Below are 23,397 nucleotides of genomic sequence, written 5' to 3'. Positions count from 1 at the left end.
CACACGTCTCGTGCGCGACCCGAACCCTATCCTGGCTCGGTGATCCCCCGCCCCGTCCCCGACCCCCTCCGGCCCGAACGCATGCACGCGGTCTCCGCGGAGAGCCATGCGATCGTCGAGTCGGTGCTCGACTACTCGCGCCGTCGCGTGCTGTGGGAGGACGTCCCGCTCGACGTGCCCGCAACGCCCGACGAGCTGGCCGCGCAGGCCCCCGCGTCCATCACCCCGGGAGGGATCGGGGCGGCGCGCGCGCTCGCGCTGTTCGGGGACGTGCTCGCCCCCACCTGCCTGTCGACCGACCATCCCGGCTACCTGGCCTTCATCCCCTCCGCGCCGAGCAGGGCCGCGTCGGCCTTCGACCTGGTGGTCTCCGCATCGTCCATCTACGCGGGCTCGTGGCTCGAGGGCGCGGGGGCGGTCCACGCGGAGAACGAGGTGCTCGCGTGGCTCGCGGGCGAGTTCGGCCTGCCCGACAGCGCCGGCGGGGTCTTCGTCCAGGGCGGCACCATCGGCAACCTGTCCGCGCTCGTCGCGGCGCGCGACGCGGCGCGCCGCCGCAACCGCGAGGCCGGCCGCCCGGACCCCGCCCGCTGGGCCGTGGTGTGCAGCGGCGAGTCGCATTCGTCCGTCGAGTCCGCCGCAGCGGTGATGGACGTCGACGTCGTCGGCATCCTGCCCGACGACGACGGTCGCCTCCACGGGCACGCCGTCGCGGAGGCGCTCGCGGAGCACGGCGACGCCGTCTTCGCGGTGGTCGCGACCGCGGGCACCACCAACTTCGGGATCGTCGACGACATCGCCGGGATCGCGAGGGTCACCCGGGACGCCGGCGTGTGGCTGCACATCGACGGCGCGTACGGGCTCGCCGGCATGCTCGTGCCGCGGATGCGGGAGGCGTACGCCGGGGTCGAGCACGCCGACTCGCTCATCGTCGACCCCCACAAGTGGCTGTTCGCGCCGTTCGACGCCTGCGCGCTGCTCTACCGCGACCCCCAGGTCGCCCGCCGCGCCCACACCCAGCACGCGTCCTACCTCGACACGCTCACCGAGGCCCCCGAGACGAATCCGTCCGACCTGTCGGTGCAGCTGACGCGTCGCGCCCGCGGGCTGCCCCTCTGGTTCTCGCTGGCCACGTACGGCACGGACGAGTACCGCGCCGCGATCGCGCACGGCATCGACCTCGCGGGTCGGGTGGCGGACGAGATCGAGAGCCGCGAGGGGCTCACGCTCGTGCGACGGCCGCAGCTGTCCGTCGTGGTGTTCCGCAAGGACGGGTGGACGCGCGCGGACTACGACGCGTGGTGCGCCCGGCTGCTAGGCGATCAGAGGGCCTTCGTGGTGCCCAGCTCCCACCATGGCGAACCGGTGCTGCGCTTCGCGATCGTCAACCCGCTCACCACCTTCGAGCTGCTCAACGAGATCCTCGACACCCTCGACGATTCCCAATGACAAGGGTGACAGGTGAGCAGCGTGGGGCTCGGGCGTCACTCTGATCGCACGAGCCCCACGGTTCACCTTCTTCATTGGGAATCGCGGCGCTCAGCCGCCTAGCAGGGCTTCTGCGCGGCGCGCACCCTCGCCGAGGGACTCGAGCTTGGCCCACGCGATCTGGGGGTGGACGCGTCCGCCGAGGCCGCAGTCGGTCGACGCGACCACGTTCTCGGGACCGACGATCTCGGCGAAGCGCACGATGCGGTCCGCGACCAGGTCGGGGTGCTCGACGACGTTGGTGGCGTGGCTCACGACCCCCGGCAGCAGCTTCGTGCCCGCGGGCAGCTCGACGTCGCGCCACACCTTCCACTCGTGCTCGTGGCGGACGTTGCCCGCCTCGAACGAGATGGAGCCGGCGTCGATCTCGGCGACGAGGTCGACGATGTGGCGCAGCTCGAGGTCCGTGGTGTGCGGACCGTGCCACGAGCCCCAGCACAGGTGGATGCGGACCTGGTCGCGGGGCAGGCCCGCGATGGCGTGGTTGATCGCGTCGATGCGGGTGCGCAGGAAGGCGCGGTAGTCCGCGACGGACGGCTCGGGGTTGATCTGGTCCCAGCTCTCGGCGAGCGAGGGGTCGTCGAGCTGGACGGTGAGGCCCGCGTCGGTGATCGCCTTGTACTCCTCGCGCATCACGTCCGCCCAGGCCCAGATGTGCTCCTCCTCGGACGCGAAGTAGGAGTTGCCGATGCGAGCCGCGCTGCCCGGCGCCAGCGAGGTGATGAAGCCGGTCTCGAGGCCCGCCGCGTCGAGCCCGCCGCGCAGGTGCGCGATGTCGGAGGCGATCGCATCGTGCCCCCGGTAGGACAGCGGAGCGACGGCCTCGGGCCAGAACGGCGGCTCGCCCATGAGCACACCCGAGGTCGGGTCGAAGTACGCGGCCGCGAAGCGGACCCAGTCCCGACGGTCCTCCATCGAGGTGAGGCGGACGTTGCCGGGCGACGACCGGACGGGACCGGGTCGCGGGGCGTCCGCCTGCGGCAGCGCCAGGCCGGCGGTCCGCTGGAAGGAGTACGACCACCAGGCGCCGAAGTCGTGCGCGGCGGTCATCGCCTTGCCGTACTCGCCGTCGCCGACGATCGTGATGCCGGCGTCCACCTGGCGCTGGACCAGGTCGGTCACGGCCTGGGCCGCGAGCTGCCTGTACTGGTCCGTGAGGACGAGCGTGAAGCCGTCGTCCGCGATGGCGAGCGCCTTGGTGGCCTCCACGAGCTCGGGCGAGCGCGGCAGCGATCCGGCGGTGGTGGTCTGGATGGTGAGATCGGACATCGAGGCTCCTCTATGCGCGGGCGTTCACCCGCAGGTCTGCAGGGACAGCCCGCCGGCAATGCCCACTCGACGTGGATCCGAGGCCTCGTTTGATGCGCGGCGGTGGCGCCATCATGCCCGGTTGCGCGCGCCTCGGCAAAGCGGGAGGGTCAGCCGACGACCGCGGCGGCGGCCACCAGCTCGGGGATGGCCTTCTCGATCGCCTCGGGCGTCGCCGTGAGGCTGAGGCGGAAGTGGCCGGGCCGGTCGAAGAGCGTGCCCGGCATGATGAGCACGCCGCGCTCGGCCAGGCGAGCGGCGAGCGCCTCGCCGTCGCCGCCGGGCGCCTCGGCCCACAGGTAGAACGTCCCTTCGACGGGCGTGAGCCGGTAGCCGGCCTCGGAGAGCGCCCCGTGGAGCCGGTCCCGCCGTCGCTGCAGCTCCCCGACGTCGATCGACACGGACTCGAGGTCCGGCACGGCGTACTGCATGAGCGCGTCCGGGAAGCCCCAGCCGATCGACAGCTGGCCCGGCACGAAAGCATCTCGGAGCGTGGTCCGCACGTCCGCGGGCATGAGGGGACCGAGCGCGAGGTAGCCCAGCCGCTGGCCCGGGGCGAGCAGGATCTTGCCGTAGCTGTAGTCGATGACGGTCCAGGGGTAGACCGCGGCGGGGCTGGTGAAGCCGATGCCGTCGAAGCGGATGCGTCGATAGGGCTCGTCGGAGAGCACCCAGATGCGACGGCCGATGGCCGCGGACCGCTCCTCGAGCGCCGCCGCGAGGCGCTCGAGCTGGTCCCGCGGGTACACGCGGCCGGTGGGGTTCGCGGGAGAGTTCACCACGACGATGCGCGTGCGCGGCGTCACCGCGGCCGCGATCGCGTCGACGTCGAGATCGAAGGTCTCGGGGTCGAGGTCCACGGGCACGGGCACCACACCGCTGATGCGCAGCATCGGGGCGTAGCAGAACCACCCTGGCACCGGCACGATCACCTCGTCGCCCTCGTCGGCGAGGAGGTGGAAGGCCAGGTCGATCGCGCCGAACGCCCCCTGGGTGAGCGCGATGTCGGCGGCCTCGAACGGCAGGTCGAGCTCGTCGCGCAGCCCCGCCGCGATCGCCTCCTGAGCCGGCGCCTCGTTCGTCTTGTACGCGAACCATTGCTCCGAACGCGGCTCCACCCCCGCGCGCAGCGCGTCGACGAGGCCGCTCAGGGGCATCTCGTGCGGGTTGCCGAACGTGAGGTCCGCGATGCCGGGCTCGTCCGCCCGCCGTCCCACCTCCGCGAGGAAGGCCGCCATCGGCCCGATCTCGTCCTCCGCCGCGCGCGCCCGTGCCGACAGCTCCATGACATCCCCCCTGCACCCGGCCCGGTGCCGGCCCCCGTCCATCGTCACCGCCGTGGCGGCGACCCGCAAGCGGGGCGCCGCCTCACGCACGATTCACGCGGGGACGGGCGCCGCCTCGTGGAGATAGCGGGAGTAGGCGGGAAGCGTGAGGAAGGTGGGGAACTCCTCGCCCAGGCACAGCTCGCGCAGCAGCGCGGCCGCGTCGTCGAACCGGTCGTCCGGCGTGCGCTCGAGCCCACCGACGACCTCCCCGATCACGTCCGCGACCCAGCCGGCGGTCACGGCCCGGCCCTCCGCCGTGACCACCCGCAGCTGGATCCACTGCCACAGCTGGGAGCGGCTGATCTCGGCGGTGGCGACGTCCTCCATGAGGTTGTCGATCGCGGCGGCGCCGGTGCCGCGCAGCCAGCTCTCGACGTACCGCAGGCCAGCAGCGACGTTCGCCCGGACGCCCGCGGCCGTCACCTGCGCCCCGGGGATGCGGGTGTCGAGCAGGTCACCCGCGGTGACCCGGACATCGTCGCGGCGTCGGTCCCGCTGGTCCGGGCGGTCGCCCAGCACCGCATCGAACTCCGTGCGCGCGACCTCGACGAGTCCCGGGTGGGCCACCCAGCTGCCGTCGAAGCCGTCGCCGGCCTCGCGGCGCTTGTCCGCCGCGACCTGGGCGAGGGCCCGCGCGGTCGCCTCGGGATCCCTCCGGTTCGGGATGAACGCGCTCATGCCGCCGATGGCCTGCGCGCCGCGCCGGTGGCATGTCGACACGAGCAGCTCGGTGTAGGCGCGCATGAACGGCACGGTCATCGTGATCGCGGACCGGTCGGGCAGCAGGTGGTCCGCGCCCCGGGCGCGGTAGCACTTGATCATCGAGAAGATGTAGTCCCACCGGCCCGCGTTGAGGCCGGCGCAGTGGTCGCGCAGCTCGTAGAGCATCTCCTCCATCTCGAACGCGGCGGGCAGGGTCTCGATGAGCATCGTCACGCGGATCGTGCCGTGCTCGAGGCCCAGGTGCTCCTCCGTGAGCGTGAGGACCTGGTCCCACAGCCGCGCCTCGAGGTGGCTCTCCATCTTGGGCAGGTAGAGGTAGGGCCCCGAGCCAGATGCCACGAGCGCGTGAGCGTTCGTGAGCACGTAGAGGGCCATGTCGACGAGCGACGCCGACGTCGGGTGCCGGTGACCGTGCGGGTCGACGTGGAGCAGATGGCCCTCGACCAGGTGCCACCCCCGCGGCCGGAACACGATCGTCGGCCTCTCCTCTCCCAGGCAGTACTCGCGGCCGTCGGGGCTCGTGTGGGCGATCGTGCCCCGGATCGCGTCCGCGAGGTTGAGCTGGCCCTCGATCATGTTCGCCCAGGTGGGCGTGTTCGCGTCCTCGTGGTCGGCGAGCCACACCCGTGCGCCCGAGTTCATCGCGTTGATCGTCATCTTGCGGTCGGTCGGCCCGGTGATCTCGACGCGGCGGTCCTCGAGGCCCGGACCGGGGCCGGCGACCGCCCAGGCGGGATCCTCGCGGATCGCGCGCGTCTCGGGCAGGAAGCCCGGGTCCGCGCCCGCGGCGATCGCCTCGGCACGCTCCTGGCGGGCGTGGAGGAGCTCCGCCCGGATCCCCGCGAAGCGCCGGTGGAGGCGCGCGAGGAAGGCGAGCGCCTCGTCCGTGAGGATCTCGTCGTACCGGTCCCCCATCGGACCGGCGATCTCGATGCGTGTGTCGCACATGGCTCCTCCTAGAACTGCTCGGCCTCGGTCGAGCCCACGAGCGCGAGCGTCGATGCGGTGGGGTTGAGCGCGGTCGAGATCCGGTCGAAGTACCCGGTGCCCACCTCGGCCTGGTGCTTGGTGGCGGTGTAGCCGCGGGCCTCCGCCGCGAGCTCCGCCTCCTGCAGCCGCACGTAGGCGCTCATCTGGGTGGCGGCGTAGTCCTGCGCCAGCTCGAACATGCCGTGGTTGAGCGAGTGGAAGCCCGCGAGGGTGATGAACTGGAACGCGTAGCCCATCGCGGCCAGCTCGCGCTGGAACGAGGCGATCTGGGCGTCGTCGAGGTGGCGCCGCCAGTTGAAGCTCGGCGAGCAGTTGTACGCGAGGCGCTGCTCCGGGTGCTCCGCATGGATCGCCTCGGCGAACCGGCGCGCCAGCTCGAGGTCCGGCGTCGACGACTCGACCCACAGCAGATCGGCGTACGGCGCGTACGCGAGGCCCCGGGCGATCACCGGCTCGATGCCGCCCCGCACCTCGTAGAACCCCTCCGCCGTGCGCTCCCCGGTGAGGAACTCGCGGTCCCGCTCGTCGACGTCGGACGTGAGGAGCGTCGCGGCGAGCGCGTCGGTCCGCGCGATGATCACGCTGGGGGCGCCGGCGACGTCCGCCGCCAGCCTCGCCGCGTTGAGGGTCCTCACGTGCTGGGAGGTGGGCACGAGCACCTTGCCGCCCATGTGGCCGCACTTCTTCTCCGAGGCGAGCTGGTCCTCCCAGTGCACCCCGGCCGCGCCCGCGCCGATCATCGCCTGCATGAGCTCGTAGGCGTTGAGCGGGCCGCCGAAGCCGGCCTCCGCGTCGGCCACGATGGGTGCGAGCCAGTCGCGCGACGTGGCGCCGGTCTCGGCGTGCTCGATCTGCGCGGCGCGCAGCAGCGCGTTGTTGATGCGGCGCACCACCGCCGGGACGGAGTTGGCCGGGTACAGGCTCTGGTCGGGGTACGTCTGCCCGGCGAGGTTGGCGTCCGCGGCGACCTGCCAGCCGGACAGGTAGATGGCCTTGAGGCCCGCGCGCACCTGCTGGACCGCCTGGTTGCCGGTGAGCGCCCCGAGCGCCGCGACCCACTGCTCGGGACGGCTGCGGTTGGTCTCGATCATGTCCCACAGGTGCTCCGCGCCGCGGCGGGCCAGCGTCGCGTCCTCGCGGACGGGCCCGCGCAGGCGGATCACGTCCTCGGCCGCGTAGTCGCGGCGGACACCGGACCAGCGGGGGTCCCACGCCCACTCGGCCTCGAGGTCGGCGGCGCTCTGGATCTGATCCCCGGGGCGGATCGTGGTGTTCATGTCGGCTCCTGTTCCCGCCACGTCGTCGTGGTCGTGACTCGACCGTAGGCAGCACGGAAGGGACGATGCGGTGGTCGCCCGGGCAGAACTTCGCGCGAATTTCTGGCGAACAGAACACGGGCGTGCCAAGATCGGCCCATGACCACGCCTCCGGCGGGCCTCGACGACGAGGCGGGCCCCACACCCCTGTCCATCGGCCGGCGCGTGCGCGCGCTCCGCCAGGCCCGCGGCATGACCGTCGCGCAGCTCGGCGAGGCCATCGACCGCGCCGCGTCGCAGGTCTCCGTCATCGAGAACGGGCGCCGCGAGCTGCGCGTGTCCGAGCTGCGCACCCTCGCGACCGCGCTCGGCGCCTCGCTCGACGACCTGCTCGACCCGACGCCGCCATCGCGCCGCGACGCCCTCGAGATGGAGCTCGCCCGCGTGCAGGAGGGTCCGCTGTTCGCCTCCCTGCGGCTCCCCCGCCTCGCGGCGCGCAAGTCCCTGCCCGACGAGGCGATCGAGACGATCCTGGCGATGCACGCGGAGCTCGTGCGCCTGCACGAGCGTCGGGCCTCGACCCCCGAGGAGGCGCGCCGCGCCAACACGGAGCTGCGCCAGGTGCAGCGGGGGCGGGCCAACTACTACCCCGAGCTCGAGGCGACCGCCCGGAAGCTCCACGCCGCGATCGGCCACGCCGGCGGGCCGCTGTCGCACTCCGCCGCATCGTCCCTCGCCGCCCACCTGGGCTACACGCTGCACTACGTGCACGACCTGCCGGTGACCACCCGCTCGGTGACCGATGGCCGGCACGGACGCATCTACCTGCCCATCCGCCACGACGGCACCGAGCGCCGCGTGGTCCTGCTGCAGGCGCTCGCCGCGTCGGTGCTCGGTCACGAGGAGCCTCGCGACTATGCGGCGCTGCTGCGCCAACGCGTCGAGGCGAACTACCTCGCGGCGGCGCTGATGATGCCCGAGGAGTCGGCGGTCGGCATGCTCGTCGAGGCCAAGGCCGCGCGCGAGCTGTCCGTCGAGGACCTGCGCGACGCGTTCTCCGTGAGCTACGAGGCCGCGGCGCACCGCTTCTGCAACCTCGCGACGGAGCACCTTGGGCTGCCGGTGCACTTCCTCAAGGTGAACTCCTCGGGCGTGCTGTCGAAGGCCTACGAGAACGACGACGTGCGCTTCCCGCAGGACGCGCTCGGCAACGTCCTGGGCCAGCGCGTGTGCCGGCAGTGGAGCGCGCGGCAGGTGTTCGAGCGCGACGACCGCTACGGCATCTACCACCAGTACACCGACAAGCCGAACGGCACCTACTGGTGCACCTCGGCGGTCCAGACCGACGCGAGCGGCGACTTCTCGGTCTCGGTGGGCACGCAGTACGCGCATTCGAAGTGGTTCCGGGGGCGGGACACCACGACGCGGCGCTACTCGAGCTGCCCCGAGCCGGACTGCTGCGGCGCGCCCTCCCCCGCGCTCGCGGCGCGCTGGGACGGCACCGCGCGCCCGGCCGCCCGCATCAACTCGTCGCTCCTCGCGGCGACGCCGTCGGGCTCCGCGACGGGAATCGACCGGATCGCCGTGTACGAGTTCCTCGAGGAGCACGCGCCGGACGCGTGAGCCGCGGTCACCATGTGCGAGCGAAGACACGCGCGAATGTCCTTCAAATCTTTCTAAAGAATTGGTAACGTCCCTCGCGTGAGCAAGGACGCCACCATCCGCACCCTGCGCCTCATCGGCGCCTCCGTCATCCTGTCCGCCCTGGGATTCCAGGCGTGGGCCGACCTCACGTACGGCACGTTCACGTGGGGGCAGCTGCCGGGATACTTCACGCCGCTCGCCAACCTGGCCGGCATCGTCGCGCTCCTGGCCGCATCCCGCGTGAGCCGCCCCGAGGCGCGGTGGGTCACCGTGCTGCGCGTCAACTCGGCGACCTACCTCGTCGTGGTGGGAGCCGTCTACTGGGCGCTCCTCGCCCCGTTCACCACCCCGTACTTCCCGTGGGCGAACGCGATCCTCCACGGCGGATCGGGCGCGATCCTCGTGCTCGACTGGATCCTCATCGGTGGTCGGCGGAGGCTGCCGCTCGGCACCCTCTGGAGCGTGCTGGGCCTGCCCGCGGCATGGGTGTCCTACCTGCTGTTCCGCGCCTTCCTCGACGGGTGGGTGCCGTACCCGTTCCTCGATCCCGCGCGCGGCCTCGCGGCGATCCTGGCCACGCTCGGCGCGATCGCGGCGGTGGGCCTCGGCGTCTCCGGGATCCTGCGCGTCCTCGCGGTGCTGCGTCCCGCGACCTTCTGGCCGGGGCCCGTCCGGGCGCGCGTCCCCGCGCGGGGTGCGCAGCCGCCCCGCGACTGACGCCATCGTCGCCCTGCGGGCCGCCTCCACGAGGGCTACGTTGATCGAGGGGGAGCTCACCTGGCAGCAGGGCCGAGGAGGGTCATGATGGCATCCGCACGCGACGACCGTGGGACGGAGCCGTCCGGGCCCCACGGCTTCACCAACGACTTCGACGACTTCTCCGAGTCCTGGTTCAGGATCCCGCGAGGGCCCATGCCGCCGCAGATGGCGTACGAGATCGTGCACGAGGAGGCGATGCTCGACGGCAACGCCCGCCTCAACCTCGCGACGTTCGTCGGCACCTGGATGGACGAGCATGCCAACCGGCTGTACGCCGAGACGTTCGACAAGAACATGATCGACAAGGACGAGTATCCCAAGACCGCGGAGATCGAGACCCGGTGCTGGCGAATCCTGGCCGACCTCTGGCATGCCCCGGACCCCGAGAGCACCATCGGCACCTCGACGATCGGATCGTCGGAGGCGGCGATGCTCGCGGGCCTCGCCCTCATGCGACGGTGGAGGGCGCGCCGCCGGGAGGCGGGTCTCCCGACGGACCGCCCCAACCTCGTGATGAGCGCCGCGGTCCAGGTGTGCTGGGAGAAGTTCTGCAACTACTGGGACATCGAGGCCCGGCTGGTGCCCGTCTCGCTCGCGCACCCGACCTTCGACGGCCACGACCTCGCCTCGTACGTCGACGAGAACACCATCGGCGTGGTCGCCATCATGGGCGTCACCTACACCGGCGCGTACGAGCCCGTCGCCGACATCGCCCGTGCGCTCGACCGCATCCAGGAGGACACGGGCCTCGACGTGCCCGTCCACGTGGACGGCGCCTCCGGCGCCATGGTCGCCCCGTTCATCCAGCCCGAGATCGCGTGGGACTTCCAGGTGGACCGGGTGGTATCGATCAACACCTCGGGCCACAAGTACGGCCTCGTGTACCCCGGCCTGGGCTGGGTGGTGTGGCGCACGAGGGACCACCTGCCGGACGACATGATCTTCTCGGTGAGCTACCTCGGCGGCGACATGCCGACGCTCGCCCTCAACTTCTCGCGTCCCGGCGCGCAGGTGCTGCTCCAGTACTACCTGTTCCTCCGGCTCGGCTTCGAGGGCTATCGAGCCGTCCATCAGCACACCCAGGACGTCGCCCTCTTCACGTCCGGAGAGATCGCGCGCATGGGGCCGTTCGAGCTGGTGAGCGACGGCGGCGACATCCCCGTCTTCGCGTGGCGCCTCAAGGACGGCCACACCGACAACTGGACCCTCTACAACCTGTCCGACAAGCTCCGCGCCCGCGGTTGGCAGGTTCCCGCGTACCCCCTGCCCGAGGACATGCAGGACGTCACCGTGCAGCGCATCGTCGTGCGGCGCGGCCGTCGCGTCGCCGCTCGCGACTTCCTCAAGGACTTCCGGGCCTGCGTCGAGTACCTCGACGGCCTCTCCGGCCCCATCCCCGTGGAGCGCGAGGGCTCCGGCTTCCACCACTGACGGTCAGGAGGGCGCGACCTCGGCGGTCGCGCCGGGGCGCACGAGCACGGCGGCGGCGAGGAAGCACAGGCCGCCGAGCACGGTGCCGAGGTTCGCCCACAGCTGGCTCACGAAGGTCGTGGTCTCCGGCACCACGTAGGCGCCGATCGCGGACACCCCGAACGCGACCGAGCCGGCCATGTTGAGCCAGGCCGCCTCGGGCGTGCGCGCGCGGATGTGCCACAGCTCGTCGCGCCGGCGGGAGGCGGCCAGCGCCAGCACCCCGGAGACGAGGAACGCGAGCGATCCCCACGCGTTCGAGCGCCAGCCGATCCCGACCGCGTCGGGAGCGGCGATCGCGGCCAGCAGCGCGACGAACGTGCTGATGTTGAACAGCAGGGTCCCGACGGCCTGGACGGCGGCCGCCCACCAGTCGAGGCGATCGCCCGCGGGGGCACCGCGCCGGGGTGCCCGACGACCGCTGAGGAGCAGCTGGATCAGCCCCGCGGCGGTGAAGAGCAGCGATCCCGTGAAGAACGTCACACCGGTCGCGATCGCACCCACCGCATCGGCGTACCAGGGCAGCGCCCCGACGATGAAGCACAGCGACCCGAGGGCGAAGCCCACCGCCTCCGCCCGCAGCCGGATGTACCTGCGAGGAGACACCGCCTCGCGCCCCTGTGCGGCCATGCTTCGACTCTAGGTCCGCGGCACGCGTACGCGCCGGGCGAGCGGCTGTCCCAGGGGGCCTCGGTCGACAACCGTGAGCCCCCGGATGCATAGCGCATCGAAGGATCCGAGTTGAGTCTCGTAATCAATTTGTTATCTTCTTTCGAGACATTTCAAGGAGTACCGCTTGTTCTTCGCCCGACTGCCCTTCCCCCGCCGTGCCCAGCGCGCCGCCTCCGCCACCGTGGCGGGCGGCGCGCTCAGCCTCGGCTACGCCACCGCCGCGCTCGCCTCCCCCGCGGGCACGCCCGCGGATGCATCGGAGCTGCCGTCGCAGGCGCAGGAGACCGTGCGCACCGCGGAGCTGACCGTCGCGCCGATCTCCGCTGACGCGGAGGCCAGCTGGGGCGGCGCCGAGGTCCCGGAGGTGGAGGTCACGCCCCTCTGGGAGCAGCCGAAGCAGATCGCGAAGGCGCGCCGCCTGGCCTCGGACCCCGAGGTCGTCACCACCGCCGCGGTGCACCTCCGTGCGGACGCGTCGGTGGACGCCGACTCGCTCACCGTCGTTCCCGAAGGGTCCGAGCTCGGCACGGACGCCGATGCGGTCACCCAGGGACGCTTCACCCGCGTCTACACGGAGGACGGGCTCACGGGATTCATCGCGACCCGCCTCCTCGACGACTACGTGGTCGAGGTCGAGGAGACCGCCGCGTCGACCTCGACCTCCTCGTCGTCGGGCTCCAGCACGGCGAGCGGGTCCAGCAGCACCGCCTCGTCGAGCACCGCGTCGTCCGCCAGCTACGCGAGCATCGTCTCGGCCGCGCTGTCGCAGGTGGGCTCCGCGTACGCGTTCGCGTCGGCGACCCCGGGCGCCTTCGACTGCTCGGGCCTGGTGTCGTGGGCGTACGCCCAGGTGGGCAAGAGCGTCCCGCACTCCTCGAGCGCCATCCGCGCCACCGGCACGGTGATCCCCGCCTCGGCCGCGCAGCCGGGCGACATCATCTGGTCCCCGGGGCACGTCTCGATCTACCTCGGCAACGGCCAGCAGGTCGAGGCGGTCGGACCCGGCAGCGGCGTGCAGCAGACGAGCATCTGGCAGTCGAGCCCGGTGTTCCTGCGCTTCTGACGCGGGACGCCGGCACCTCGGGCGCCCGCCGGTCGGCGATCCCGGCCGGGGCGCGGTACGGTCGCGCCATGAGCCACATCTCCGGTACACCGATCACCCTCACCCACGGCGACCAGGTCGCCACGCTCGCGACGATCGGTGCGGCGCTCCGCGCGTACACCGTCGGCGGGCGCGACGTCGTGGTCCCGTTCGGGGCCGACGAGATCGCCCCCGCCTTCCACGGCATGGTGCTCGCCCCGTGGCCCAACCGTCTGCGCGACGGCCGCTACGACTTCGGCGGCCGCGAGCTGCAGGTGGCGCTCACCGAGCCCGGACGAGGCACCGCCCTCCACGGCCTCGTGTGCTGGGAGGACTGGACCGTCGCATCGTCCACCGGCGCGGAGGCGACGCTCACGCTCGACCTGCCCGCGAGTCCCGGCTACCCGTTCCAGCTGTCGCTCGCCGTCACCTACGCGCTGACCGACGACGGCCTCACCATCACCACCGTGGCACGCAACGCCGGCACCGAGGCGCTCCCCTACGGCGTGGGCTTCCACCCGTGGTTCGCGCCGGGCGGCACCCCGCTCGACGAGTGCACGCTCCAGCTCGACGCCTCCTCGCGCGTGACGGTCGACGACCGCCTCCTGCCCGCCGATGTGGTGCCCGTGGACGGCGACTTCGACCTGCGCACGCCGCGCGACCTGCCCGGCGTCGCCTTCGACGACGCCTGGGTGGACCCGATCCTCGACGCCGACGGCCGCTCGTGGGCGCGCCTGGGCTGGGCCGACGGATCGACCGTCGAGATCTGGGCGGACTCCGAGGCGACCGCCTGGCAGATCTGCACGGGCGACGAGGTGCCGGGAGTGAAGCGCGCGGGCGTCGCGATCGAGCCGATGAGCTGCATCGCCGACGCCTTCCGCACCGGCGACCACCTCGTCACCCTCGAGCCGGGCGCGACCCACGCGCTGACGTGGGGCATGCGCCTGCGCTGACCCGGTGCCACGTGCGACGCCCCCGACCTCCGGCCGGGGGCGTCGGCGCGCGGCCCGCGTCCGATCACGCCACGGTGCGGCGACGCGCGACCCCGACGATGACGAGCAGCACGCCCGTGACCGCGACCACGACGAGCGCGGCGATCGCCGCGCCTCCCGGGCCGATGCCGAGGGAGGCGCCGAGCAGCCGCCTGCCGGCATCGGTCGGCAGCAGCAGGACGGACCCGGACAGCGCGGCGGGCACGGTCGACGACGTGCCCACGGCCAGCGTCGCGACGCCCACCATCGCTGCGAGGATCCGCCCGACCCCGCCGAGCGCCGCGGCGAGACCGGCGTTGGCGACGGCGAAGACCGTCCCGATGCCCATGGTCGCCAGGCCGAACAGGACGCGCGGCCCGAGCCCGGCGTCGACGAAGCGAGCGACCGCGATGCCGACGACCGCGCCCTGCGCGAGCCCGACGAGCGCGGACGCGCGCACCGCGCCGCCCGCGATCGCCGCCGTGGAGGCGGCGGTGAGGAGGCGGCGGCGCGGCACGGCACGATGCGCGAGCGCAGCCACGATGCCCCCGACCCACAGGCCGACCACCGCGAACAGCGGGACGGAGACGACGCCGTCGGGCGCGGGCGCCACCGTCGTGGCGACCGGCCGGGAGGCGACCGTCGACAACGTGGCGATCGCGTTGTCCCCGTAGGTGGGGATCTGGTCCGCCGCGTCCGCGAGGCCGTCCGCGAGCTGGCCCGCGCCGTCGTCGAGGTCCGCCGCGCCCGAGTCGACCGACCCCGCGCCCTGCGCGACCTCGGCACCCCCGGCCGCGGAGTCCGCGGCACCCGCGGCGACCTCCTCGCCACCGGCGGCGGACGCGTCCGCCCCGTCGACCAGGCCGGGCATGCCCGCCGCGAGGGCCGCGTTGCCGGCGGCGACCTGGTCGGCGCCGCCGGCCAGCGCATCCACCGCCTGCTGTGCCGAGCGCAGGCGCGCCACCAGCGCGGTGCCACGTGTGCAGCCGGGCTGGCGGGGCCGCGCGCAGAGGTCGGCGACGAACGCGGAGGCCTCCGCGACGCTCGCGCCCAGGACGGCCGCCTCGGTGTCGAGCGCGGCCGCCACCTCGCCCGCCCCGGCCGCGAGCCGGGCGGTCTCCCCCGGCAACGCCTGCACCGAGGCGGCGAGGCGGTCGAGGCCTGCCGCCAGCGTCGCCGCACCCTCGTCGAGCGAGTCCAGCCCGGCCTCGAGCCGGTCGGCACCGGCGGCGAGCTGCTCGGCGCCGGACGCGAGCGAGTCCGCGCCTTCCGCCAGCTGCGCCGCTCCGTCCGCCGCCTGCGCGACCGAGGACTGGATCTGGTTGAAGCCGTCGTAGACGTTCGTGAGGTAGCGCGCGGTGAGCTGCTGGTTGAGGCTCGCGACCGCCGCCTCGACCACCACCTCGGTGAGCGCCGGGTCGAGGAACGCGGTGGCCGGGGTGGTCGTGACGTGGATCGTCGCCGCCACGGCGTCCTTCGCGGGCCCGGACAGCGAGGTCGCGTCGGCGGAGAACGACGGCGGGATCCGCACGATCGCGGCGTACGTGCCGCTGTCCAGCCCCTCCCTCGCGTCGGACTCGTTCGTGAGGACCCAGGTGAAGCTCGGACCGGACGGGGCCGGGCTCGCACTCGCGTCCGGGCCCGGGTCGTCGGGTGCTCCCGTGCCCGCCTGCCCCCCGATGAGCTCGCCCGCGAACTCCCGCCCCAGGGGCACCGTCTGGCCGTCGACCTGCACGGGGTCGTCGGCGTTGACGATGGCAGCGGTGACCCGGTCGAGGTCCTCCGACGGTGCGGCCAGCGCCCACGCGAGCAGGCCCGCCACCACGAGCGGCACGAGCAGAACGCCGAGCAGCGCGCGCCATCCCCAGCGCTCGGCGCCGGCGGTGCCGTCGAACGGCCGCGCGCTCATACGGCGGCCCCCGCCCGCCGCGCCGCGGGCACGGGCCCCAGGTCGACGCCGCGGATGCGCGCACCGGCCGGGAGGAGGCCGACGACGTCGACCTCGTGCTCGCTCGCCAGCACGAGCGTGAGGGCCTCCCCCGTGCGGCCGGGCACGGTCCGACGGAGATCGTCGAGCGCACGTGCCAGCGCCGCCCGGTCGGCGGCATCGGGCGCGAGCGCCGCGCCGTCGACGGCGAGCACCACCGTGCGGTGCCCGGCGGCGGCGTCCGCGAGGCGGGCCGGCGCATCGTCCTCACCCGCGAGCCGCACGTAGCCGGAACGGCTCCTCACCGAGGCTGCCCGCACGGGCAGCACGAGCCCGGCCACCTTCGCACGCCCCACGGCCACGGGTGTGCGACCCGTGAGGCCGAGCAGCACGCGCGTGCGCGCGGCCGCGTCCCCGCCCTCGACGACGAGCACGTCGCCGGGCTCGACGATGGTGGAGAGCGCGCGTGCGGCATCGGGCATCCCGTGGATGCGCACCCCCTCGAGCGCGATCGCGACGCGGTCGCCCGGCACGGGCCAGTCGGCGAGGGCATCCTCCGCGGCAAGTCCGGCTCCCTCGACGTCGAAGTGCGGCAGCGCACGGTCGAGAGACCGGGGGAACCACCACGTCGCATGACCGAAGAGCGCGAGCACCGCGGGGATGAGCGTCATCCGGACCAGGAACGCGTCGCATGCCACGCCGACGGCGAGGCCCAGCGCGATCGGCTGGATGGAGGCCTCCCCACCGCGCACGAAGCCGCCGAACACGGCGGTCATGATGATCGCGGCCGCGGTGACCACCCGCGCCGACCCGACGAAGCCGTGGTGGATGGCGCGCCGCGGCTCCGCCCGGTCGAGGTAGGCCTCGCGCATCCGGCTCACGAGGAACACCTCGTAGTCCATCGCCAGCCCGAACAGCACCCCCATCACGATGATGGGCATGAAGCTGATGATCGACCCGACGTGCGCCACCTCGAGCGGTCCCGTGAGCGCGCCGTCGACGAACACGAGCGACGTCACCCCGAACGCGACCCCGATCGACAGGAGGTAGCCCAGCGCTGCCGTGACGGGCACGACGAGCGACCGGAACACCATCGCGAGGAGCACGAGCGACAGCCCGACGACGAGCAGCGCGAACGGCACCAGCGCGCCGCCCAGCGTGTCGGAGATGTCGATCCCGACCGCGGTGTACCCGGTGACGGACAGCTCGACCGCGTACTCCTCGAGCCACGTCGGCTCGAGCGCGCGCAGCGCGTGCACGAGCCGCTCGGTGCGCTCCGAGTCGGGCGCGCCGGCCGGGATGGCCTGGATGATCGCCGTGTCGCCGGTCTGGTTGGGCGTCGCGAGCGCGATCGAGGCGACTCCGGGGACCGCGGCCACCTCGTCGGCGAGGTCGTCCACGAGCGTGACCGGATCCGTGCTCTGGATGACCGACCCGGTCAGCAGCAGCGGCCCGTTGAAGCCGGGCCCGAAGTGCTCGGCGACAAGGTCGTAGGTGGTCCGTCCCGGCTCGCCCTCCGGAAGGGATCCCGCGTCGGGCAGCGCGAGCCGGAGGTCGAGCGCTGGCACCGCAGCCGCGCCCAGGACCCCGACGACCAGCACGACCGTGACCGGCGGCCACCTCGTGACGGCACGCACCCACCCGCCGAAGAACCCGCCGACCGGCTCCTGCTCCTCGCCCGCGGCGTCGGCGTCATCGTCCACGCCGACGTCGTCGGACACCGCCGCATCGTCCTCGCCTGGCGGCGGTGCGTGGGAGGGCCGGTACCGCCGTCCGACCGCATGCCAGCGGGCGAAGCCGAGCAGCGCCGGGGTGAGCGTGAGCCCGATGAGCGCGGCGGCGGCCACGCCGGCGGCGGCCGCCACGCCCGTGACCGTGAGGAACGGGATGCCGGCGACCGACAGTCCGAGCAGCGCGATGATGACGGTGGTCGCGGCGAAGACGACCGCGGATCCCGCGGTGGCGATCGCGCGCGGCGCGGACTCCTCGGGCGCCATGCCGCGGCGCAGCTGGTCCTGATGGCGGCTGATGACGAAGAGCGCGTAGTCCACGCCCACGGCGAGGCCGAGCATCACGGCCAGCAGCGGCGCGGTCGACGTGATGGTCACCCAGCGCGTCACCGCGAAGACCAGGGCGACAGCGATCCCGACGCCGAGCGTCGCGGTCACGAGCGGCATGCCCGCGGCGATGAGGGAGGCGAACGTGATCGCGAGCACCACGTAGGCGAGACCGAGGCTGGTGACCTCGCTCGCGCCGATGCCCGGATCGGTCTGCGAGAACAGCTGGCCGCCGACCGCGACCCGGGAACCGTCCGGCAGCGCGTCCTCGAGGTGCCGCCCCGCGCGCTGCAGCGCCGCCTCCGTCGACGGGAGCACCTGCGGGACCTGGACCGAGAGCTGGATCGGCACGAGGGCGGCCGAGCCGTCGGGCGCGATGTTGCTGCTCGTGGTGCCGCCATAGGGCGAGGTGGCGCCGGCGACCTGGTCGATCTGCTGGATCTGGTCGACCGCGTCCTCGACCGCCGCCTGGAACCCGCGGCCCGTGACCTCGCGCCCGTCCGGGGCGACCGCGATGAGCTGCGCGGACGTCCCGGAGAACTGCGGGAAGGTGCGCGCGAGGGCGTCGAGGGCGTCCTGCGACTCGGTGCCGGGGAACGTGTAGCTGTTGTTGGTGCCCGTGCCGACGAAGGACGCGAGCGCGATGGCGACCCCGAGCACGACGATCCAGCCCGCGAGCACGAGGCGGCGCGCCTCGTAGGCCCACCGGCCCAGGGCGTAGAGCATCGCGGACATCGGCTCACCTCGCTCCGCTCGCACCGGTGGGGAGGCGGCCCAGTGAGAGGAATCGTCACGAATGCTGCGCGTTCGCCAGGCTACGCCCGGGCTCGGGGCCCGGCAACGGGAGCCGAGGTGCGGCTAGATCTCGGTGAGCGCGAGGCCGTCGATGTCGCGCTGCTCCCACTCGTCGAAGGGGTCGTCGGCGACCGCGGCGCGCGCGATCGGTGCGAGGCGCTCGAAGTCCTCACGCGACTCGAAGATCGCGAGCCCGACGAGCCGGTCCGAGCGCTCATCGGCGAGCGTGTGGATCCGCACCAGGCCCGCCTGGCCGCGGATGGCGGCGCCGTAGCGGTGCATCGAGTCGACGAGAGCGTCGCGGTGCTCCGGGTGGGGGTGATGGACCGACATCAGCACGAACATGAGCCCACCCTAGATCGGTCGGCTCAGTCGCGCTCGACCCACCGGTCGATGGCCCATACCAGGGCGAACGCGAGCCCGGGCTCCACCCCGTCGAGGATGTCGATCGTGTACTTGTCGCGGACGGTCACCCACTTCTGGGTGATCTGCACCGCGACCGTGCCGTCCTCCTTGCGCAGCGTGTAGTCCTTCTCGATCACGTTGCCCTCGAGAAGCCACTCGTCGCCCGATGCGAGGGAGACCTCGATCTTGTCCTTGACGAACTTGAACGGCTGGGCGTGGAGGTGGGCCGCCTGCTCGCCCGCGGGATCGGTGACGTCCATGCGCTTGGGGATGCCGAACATCCTCCCGGTGACCTCGTACAGCAGCGCGCCGTCGGGGCCCTGGACGTCGGCGCGCGGGCGCGGCCCGACCTTGCCGTCGACGAAGAAGAGCTGCTCCTCGGTGTCGGGAGCGAGGATCTGGAAGTCGCGTCCCATGCCGAACTTGCTCTTCATGAGGTAGCGCGTGTACCCCTCGGGGACCGGTGGCAGGGCCATGGTTCGCTCCAATCGCTTCGGTGCCGCCACGGTAGCGCGCGCACCGCCGGGAGACCAGGGACGATGCGGCGTGCCGCTACTCGCGGCCCTCGTCGAGCGGGATCAGCATGGTCCGGAACTCCTCGGCGCCGGCGTGCAGCCCCCAGATGCGGTCCGCGACCTCGTCGAGCGTGTAGCGCAGCTTCGGGATGGCGCCGGGGATGACCAGCTGCACCACCCGAACGCCCTCCTCCGAGAGCGCATCGTGCAGCATCTCGCCATATGCGCTCTCGGCGGGGAACGCGACCGAGGTGCCGGCGAAGCCCGCGCGCGCCTGGACGGACGTCCCGCCGTTGATGAGGACGATGCTGCCCTCGCCGGCCGCGCGCATCGCGGGCAGGACGGCGCGGGCGGCATGGATGAGGCCGAGCGCGGAGAACCGCAGCGCCTCGAGCGCGAGGTCGGGCGTGAGGTCGAGGACGGGCTTGAGATAGTCGCGCGAGGGCAGCGGGCTGTACTGGAGCGCCGTGATCGGGCCGAGCTCTGCCGCCGCGCGTGCCAGCGCATCGTCGAGCGACGCGCCGTCGCGCACGTCGGCGGCGTAGCCGCGGGCCGTGACGCCGTCCCCGGCGAGCTCCTCCGCGAGGGCGTCGAGCCTGCCCTGGTCGCGCGAGATGAGGGCGACCGAGAAGCCCTCGCGGGCGAACCTGCGTGCGACGGCCGCACCGAGTCCTGGTCCTGCTCCGACGATCGCGAGCGTGGGCATGGGTGTCTCCTTCGACTGTTGGGGCTCGCCTCCGACCCTAGCGCGCGCCGTCACCCGGCCTCGAGCCGTCGTCCTTGCGGTCGGCGTCCTCGCCCTCGTCGCGCGTCGCGTCCCCGTGGTCCGGGCCGTCACCGTCGTCCGCGTCGTCCGCCTCCTCGTCCTCCCGTCGCCTCGCGGCCACGGCGCCCGTCTGCGCCGAGTGCGCCGCGGTCGCGGTGCCGAAGTAGAAGGCCGCGACGGCGGTCACGAGCGTGCCGACGGTGGTGACGAGCTGCTTGGCGATGTCGTCGGAGGTCGCGGTGTTGCGCGACGGCGGGTACAGGATCACGTCGTACACGGTCTCGCCGTCGACGAGGCGCGGCGTGGCCTCCTTGAGGAGCTCCGTCGGGATGCCGTTGTACCGGTCCTGCGTGATCCCGGTGAGCTCGCGGACGTCCGCGGTGTCGGCGGTCTGCTGCGTGCTGTTGAAGATGAAGATCGCGGCGATGAAGAACAGCATGATGAGCAGCAGCGCGATCACCGCGCGGATGCTGCCGGCGGGCAGGCCCATCGCCTGCGACGCGTCGTGCAGCTTGAGACGTTTGAGGACGACGGCCAGCGCCGAGATCACGAGGACCAGCACCACGGCCGCCGCCACGAAGACCAGCGACAGCGCCGCCTCCGGGCTGTCCTGCGTCTCGGTGGCGAGGCGTCCGAGCAGGTAGACCGAGGCCCCCAGGACGCCGACGGAGATCACGGCGGAGAGGAACAGCGCCCACAGCGCCGAGTACCGCGGCGTCGCCGTCGCGTCGTGATAGACCCACCGCCTGAACCAGCCGCGCACGCCTGCCATGACAACCCCCTTGGCCCCGCTGCGAAGGGTGATCCCCTCCACTGTAGGTCGGATGCGCGGACCGGGCGCGGCGTGGGACGGGCCCCTCCCGCCGGAGGGGCCCGCGGTGGCGGCGGTCAGGCCGCCGCAGGGTGCTCGATGTGGTCGACGACGCGGTCGAGCCGCGCCTGGACGCGCGCGATCATGGACTTGCGTCCGAGGCGGTAGCTCAGGGTGACGTCCGGGACCCGGACCTCCACCCCGAGGCGCGTGCCTCCGTCCTCCGGCTCGAACGTCCAGATGAACGTGTCGGGCGGGAATCCGTGGTGCGGCCGGTGGTGTCCCCGCATCCACAGGGTCGGGACCGCCTCGAACACGATCCGCTCGTCCGGGACCTCCTCCGTGAAGGTGAAGGCGACGTCCTCGTCCAGCGGGAACGGCGCCGGGTACCGGAGCTGCGCGGTGGTGCCCGGGCCCGCGTCGGTGACATCGGCGTCGACCACCTCGATGGGGTCGCCGTCGTGGAGCTTGCGCGGGTCGCGGCAGTATTCGAACACGGTGTGCACGGGCGCGTCGACGTGAGCCGACAACGCGAAGTAGGGCTGCGTCACAGTCATGTTGCTCACCCCCTCTCGCGACCGAGACGGTGGTGGTGCGCCCACCTCTCCAGCCTACGTCCGCGGCGCCTCCGCCGTCGGGGTGGCCGGACGCTCAGGCACCGCGCTCCGGCAGCGGTCCGGCCGGCGCCCCCTCCACGCGCGCGAGGACGAAGTAGTACGGGATGCGCGGGTCGCCGGCTGCCCGCCCGGCCATCACGCCGAGCAGGGTGTCGCGGTCGACGCGCACGAAGTGGTCGTGGATGGGTCGGGAGTCGTACGTCATGGTCGCCGTGACCTTGCCCCGGTGCGCGCAGTCGGCCAGCCACGCGCCGCCGCCGGCGAGCCCGGCGTCGGCGACCAGCGTGCCGTCGGGGTCGCGGCAGACGATGGGCTGGACGTGGGCGTCGTCGACGAAGTTCTTTCCGAACCATCCGGACCGCTCGAGCGTGCTATGGATGCGGTGGCCGGTGTCGATGCCGGTGCCCCGCCACAGACCGGTGAGATCGGCGGCGCGCGCCTCGGGCAGCACGTCCCACAGGGCGGCGAGCTCGTCGGCGTCGCCCTGCCCGGCCGCCGCGATCGCCCGGACGCGGTCCGCGGCGGTACCGCCGCGCGTCGCCGCCGCACCGGCCGGCGTCGCCCCGTCCTCGCGCATCACGAGCACCGCCTTGACGGCGGCTCCGGTGCGCGCGGCCGCCACCGCATCGTCCAGGCGCGAGAACGGGAAGGGCGAGACCAGCCTCTCCAGCGGGAAGAGGCCCGCGCGCCATAGCCCGACCAGCAGCGGGACGGCCTCGGTAGGGACGGCGTCCCCCTCGATCACGCCCGTGAGCGTGCGCCCCCACAGCAGGGCCGTCTGGCTGACGGTCACCGGGTTGCCTCCCCGCCGCAGCGCGACCGTCGCGCACGTGCCGGGCGTGGCGAGCGCCCCGATCGCGAGGTCGAGGGCCTCCTGGCTGCCGACGGTGTCGAGCGCGTGCTCGAACGACCCGCGGCGCACCTCGAGCTCCGCGGGCGCCAGCGCGCGCGTCGCGCCCAGCGCCAGCGCGAGCTCGCGGCGGGCGGGATCGGGTTCGACGACAGTGACGGCGGCGCACCCGCGTGCCCGCGCGGCCATGAGGCCCGCGAGGCCCACGCTGCCCGCGCCGACGACGAGCAGCCGGTCCTCGTGCGCGGGCGCGAGCACGTTGAGCACCGTCCCGGCGCCGGTGAGCACCCCGCAGCCCAGAGGCGCGGCGAGGGCGAACGGCAGGTCCTCGCCGAGGGGCACCACGTTGGTCTCGCGTGCGATGGCGCGCGTCGCCCACGAGGACTGCGCCATCCATGCGGCGCGGATGGGCTCGCCGGCCCGGTCCGCGACGGTCGCGGAGCCGTCCGGACGCGCGCCGCGGTAGTTGCGCGCCGCGAACTCCTCGCAGTACGCGGGGTGACCGTCCCGGCAGCGGCGGCATCCGCCGCACGAGTCGAACGTGAGCACCACCCGGTCCCCCGGCGCGACGCGCGTCACCGCGTCGCCCACCCGCACCACCGTGCCGGCGCCCTCGTGCCCGAACACCGCGGGGTACGCGAACGGCGAGCCGCCGTCGATCGCGGTGAGGTCCGTATGACAGATGCCGGACGCGGCGACGTCAACGAGCACCTCGTCGGGCCGCAGCGCGTCGAGGCGCACCTCCGCGGTGACGGGCTCGGACCCGCTGGAGTGCACGACGGCGGCGAGGACCGGGGTCTCGAGGCTCATCCCATTCCTTCCGTACGGCGTTGTACGAACACGGACCGCGCCGGTGCGGTCGCGTCCAGTGTGGACTCTCCGGACCCGGATGTCACGGAATTTGTTAATCCGCATTCACATGAGCGGCGGGGGGAGGGCCCCCCGGCGGCGGCGCGACGCGTCC

Annotated in this window: 19 protein-coding genes; 6 read left to right on the top strand and 13 right to left on the bottom strand. The window is 73.2% G+C overall.

Features of this window, described 5'->3' with window-relative positions; translation table 11 throughout:
* Positions 1–81 precede the first annotated feature (81 nt).
* Positions 82–1,449 (top strand): pyridoxal phosphate-dependent decarboxylase family protein, encoded by a 1,368-nt coding sequence (locus tag QQX09_RS00785; RefSeq protein WP_301131147.1) that lies wholly within the window; start codon positions 82–84, stop codon positions 1,447–1,449.
* Between the two features lie 90 nt (positions 1,450–1,539).
* Here QQX09_RS00785 and QQX09_RS00780 read toward each other — a convergent pair whose 3' ends face one another.
* The 4 genes from QQX09_RS00780 to aceA all read right to left on the bottom strand — a co-directional run bounded on the left by QQX09_RS00780 (position 1,540) and on the right by aceA (position 7,114).
* Positions 1,540–2,757, bottom strand: coding sequence for a cobalamin-independent methionine synthase II family protein (locus QQX09_RS00780; protein WP_301130805.1), 1,218 nt, complete (start codon positions 2,755–2,757; stop codon positions 1,540–1,542).
* A 149-nt stretch (positions 2,758–2,906) separates the two neighbouring features.
* Positions 2,907–4,082 carry a pyridoxal phosphate-dependent aminotransferase gene (locus tag QQX09_RS00775; RefSeq protein ID WP_301130804.1) on the bottom strand — a complete coding sequence of 392 codons (1,176 nt, stop codon included), beginning with the start codon at positions 4,080–4,082 and terminating at the stop codon, positions 2,907–2,909.
* Positions 4,083–4,175: 93 nt separating this feature from the next.
* Positions 4,176–5,795 (bottom strand): malate synthase A, encoded by a 1,620-nt coding sequence (gene aceB / locus QQX09_RS00770; RefSeq protein ID WP_301130803.1) that lies wholly within the window; start codon positions 5,793–5,795, stop codon positions 4,176–4,178.
* A gap of 8 nt (positions 5,796–5,803) precedes the next feature.
* Positions 5,804–7,114 carry an isocitrate lyase gene (aceA, locus tag QQX09_RS00765; RefSeq protein WP_301130802.1) on the bottom strand — a complete coding sequence of 437 codons (1,311 nt, stop codon included), beginning with the start codon at positions 7,112–7,114 and terminating at the stop codon, positions 5,804–5,806.
* Between the two features lie 138 nt (positions 7,115–7,252).
* On the opposite strand from aceA, the gene QQX09_RS00760 reads away from it, so the two are divergent.
* From QQX09_RS00760 to gad, 3 genes are all read left to right on the top strand, one after another.
* Positions 7,253–8,716, top strand: a complete 1,464-nt coding sequence (locus QQX09_RS00760; protein ID WP_301130801.1) for a helix-turn-helix transcriptional regulator — start codon at positions 7,253–7,255, stop codon at positions 8,714–8,716.
* Positions 8,717–8,794: 78 nt separating this feature from the next.
* Complete coding sequence (locus QQX09_RS00755) at positions 8,795–9,454, top strand: Pr6Pr family membrane protein (RefSeq protein ID WP_301130800.1); 660 nt, start codon at positions 8,795–8,797, stop codon at positions 9,452–9,454.
* Between the two features lie 87 nt (positions 9,455–9,541).
* Positions 9,542–10,927: a glutamate decarboxylase gene (gene gad / locus QQX09_RS00750; RefSeq protein ID WP_301130799.1), complete on the top strand. Its 1,386-nt coding sequence runs from the start codon at positions 9,542–9,544 to the stop codon at positions 10,925–10,927.
* Between the two features lie 3 nt (positions 10,928–10,930).
* Here gad and QQX09_RS00745 read toward each other — a convergent pair whose 3' ends face one another.
* Entirely contained in the window at positions 10,931–11,596 is a 666-nt protein-coding gene (locus QQX09_RS00745) for a hypothetical protein (protein WP_301130798.1), read from the bottom strand.
* A gap of 166 nt (positions 11,597–11,762) precedes the next feature.
* Here QQX09_RS00745 and QQX09_RS00740 point away from each other — a divergent pair, with 166 nt between their 5' ends.
* Together QQX09_RS00740 and QQX09_RS00735 are read left to right on the top strand one after the other, a co-directional pair.
* Positions 11,763–12,701 (top strand): C40 family peptidase, encoded by a 939-nt coding sequence (locus tag QQX09_RS00740; protein ID WP_301130797.1) that lies wholly within the window; start codon positions 11,763–11,765, stop codon positions 12,699–12,701.
* 68 nt (positions 12,702–12,769) lie between these two features.
* Positions 12,770–13,672 (top strand): aldose 1-epimerase family protein, encoded by a 903-nt coding sequence (locus QQX09_RS00735; RefSeq protein ID WP_301130796.1) that lies wholly within the window; start codon positions 12,770–12,772, stop codon positions 13,670–13,672.
* A 64-nt stretch (positions 13,673–13,736) separates the two neighbouring features.
* Here QQX09_RS00735 and QQX09_RS00730 read toward each other — a convergent pair whose 3' ends face one another.
* From QQX09_RS00730 to QQX09_RS00695, 8 genes are all read right to left on the bottom strand, one after another.
* Positions 13,737–15,599, bottom strand: a complete 1,863-nt coding sequence (locus tag QQX09_RS00730; protein WP_301130795.1) for a hypothetical protein — start codon at positions 15,597–15,599, stop codon at positions 13,737–13,739.
* Positions 15,596–18,409 carry an MMPL family transporter gene (locus QQX09_RS00725; RefSeq protein ID WP_301130794.1) on the bottom strand — a complete coding sequence of 938 codons (2,814 nt, stop codon included), beginning with the start codon at positions 18,407–18,409 and terminating at the stop codon, positions 15,596–15,598. The genes QQX09_RS00730 and QQX09_RS00725 overlap by 4 nt, the downstream gene beginning before the upstream one ends.
* 123 nt (positions 18,410–18,532) lie before the next feature.
* Positions 18,533–18,814 carry a hypothetical protein gene (locus QQX09_RS00720; RefSeq protein ID WP_301130793.1) on the bottom strand — a complete coding sequence of 94 codons (282 nt, stop codon included), beginning with the start codon at positions 18,812–18,814 and terminating at the stop codon, positions 18,533–18,535.
* A 23-nt stretch (positions 18,815–18,837) separates the two neighbouring features.
* Positions 18,838–19,350: an LURP-one-related/scramblase family protein gene (locus QQX09_RS00715; protein ID WP_301130792.1), complete on the bottom strand. Its 513-nt coding sequence runs from the start codon at positions 19,348–19,350 to the stop codon at positions 18,838–18,840.
* A gap of 76 nt (positions 19,351–19,426) precedes the next feature.
* Positions 19,427–20,095 (bottom strand): SDR family NAD(P)-dependent oxidoreductase, encoded by a 669-nt coding sequence (locus tag QQX09_RS00710; protein WP_301130791.1) that lies wholly within the window; start codon positions 20,093–20,095, stop codon positions 19,427–19,429.
* A 37-nt stretch (positions 20,096–20,132) separates the two neighbouring features.
* Positions 20,133–20,927 (bottom strand): hypothetical protein, encoded by a 795-nt coding sequence (locus QQX09_RS00705; protein WP_301130790.1) that lies wholly within the window; start codon positions 20,925–20,927, stop codon positions 20,133–20,135.
* A gap of 116 nt (positions 20,928–21,043) precedes the next feature.
* Entirely contained in the window at positions 21,044–21,523 is a 480-nt protein-coding gene (locus tag QQX09_RS00700) for an SRPBCC family protein (protein ID WP_301130789.1), read from the bottom strand.
* A 94-nt stretch (positions 21,524–21,617) separates the two neighbouring features.
* Positions 21,618–23,243 (bottom strand): alcohol dehydrogenase catalytic domain-containing protein, encoded by a 1,626-nt coding sequence (locus QQX09_RS00695; protein ID WP_301130788.1) that lies wholly within the window; start codon positions 23,241–23,243, stop codon positions 21,618–21,620.
* Positions 23,244–23,397: the final 154 nt, after the last annotated feature.

Source organism: Demequina litoralis, from assembly GCF_030418455.1.
Lineage (GTDB): Bacteria > Actinomycetota > Actinomycetes > Actinomycetales > Demequinaceae > Demequina > Demequina litoralis.
Note: the sequence above shows the minus strand (reverse complement) of the source record. Positions and strands in the feature narration are given on the sequence as shown.

Bases quoted from the DNA above. Each gene is read 5' to 3' on its own strand.
- QQX09_RS00785 (WP_301131147.1), top strand. From the start codon at position 82: ATGCACGCGGTCTCCGCGGAGAGCCATGCGATCGTCGAGTCGGTGCTC.
- QQX09_RS00780 (WP_301130805.1), bottom strand. From the start codon at position 2,757: ATGTCCGATCTCACCATCCAGACCACCACCGCCGGATCGCTGCCGCGC.
- QQX09_RS00775 (WP_301130804.1), bottom strand. From the start codon at position 4,082: ATGGAGCTGTCGGCACGGGCGCGCGCGGCGGAGGACGAGATCGGGCCG.
- aceB (WP_301130803.1), bottom strand. From the start codon at position 5,795: ATGTGCGACACACGCATCGAGATCGCCGGTCCGATGGGGGACCGGTAC.
- aceA (WP_301130802.1), bottom strand. From the start codon at position 7,114: ATGAACACCACGATCCGCCCCGGGGATCAGATCCAGAGCGCCGCCGAC.
- QQX09_RS00760 (WP_301130801.1), top strand. From the start codon at position 7,253: ATGACCACGCCTCCGGCGGGCCTCGACGACGAGGCGGGCCCCACACCC.
- gad (WP_301130799.1), top strand. From the start codon at position 9,542: ATGGCATCCGCACGCGACGACCGTGGGACGGAGCCGTCCGGGCCCCAC.
- QQX09_RS00745 (WP_301130798.1), bottom strand. From the start codon at position 11,596: ATGGCCGCACAGGGGCGCGAGGCGGTGTCTCCTCGCAGGTACATCCGG.
- QQX09_RS00735 (WP_301130796.1), top strand. From the start codon at position 12,770: ATGAGCCACATCTCCGGTACACCGATCACCCTCACCCACGGCGACCAG.
- QQX09_RS00730 (WP_301130795.1), bottom strand. From the start codon at position 15,599: ATGAGCGCGCGGCCGTTCGACGGCACCGCCGGCGCCGAGCGCTGGGGA.
- QQX09_RS00725 (WP_301130794.1), bottom strand. From the start codon at position 18,409: ATGTCCGCGATGCTCTACGCCCTGGGCCGGTGGGCCTACGAGGCGCGC.
- QQX09_RS00720 (WP_301130793.1), bottom strand. From the start codon at position 18,814: ATGTTCGTGCTGATGTCGGTCCATCACCCCCACCCGGAGCACCGCGAC.
- QQX09_RS00715 (WP_301130792.1), bottom strand. From the start codon at position 19,350: ATGGCCCTGCCACCGGTCCCCGAGGGGTACACGCGCTACCTCATGAAG.
- QQX09_RS00710 (WP_301130791.1), bottom strand. From the start codon at position 20,095: ATGCCCACGCTCGCGATCGTCGGAGCAGGACCAGGACTCGGTGCGGCC.
- QQX09_RS00705 (WP_301130790.1), bottom strand. From the start codon at position 20,927: ATGGCAGGCGTGCGCGGCTGGTTCAGGCGGTGGGTCTATCACGACGCG.
- QQX09_RS00700 (WP_301130789.1), bottom strand. From the start codon at position 21,523: ATGACTGTGACGCAGCCCTACTTCGCGTTGTCGGCTCACGTCGACGCG.
- QQX09_RS00695 (WP_301130788.1), bottom strand. From the start codon at position 23,243: ATGAGCCTCGAGACCCCGGTCCTCGCCGCCGTCGTGCACTCCAGCGGG.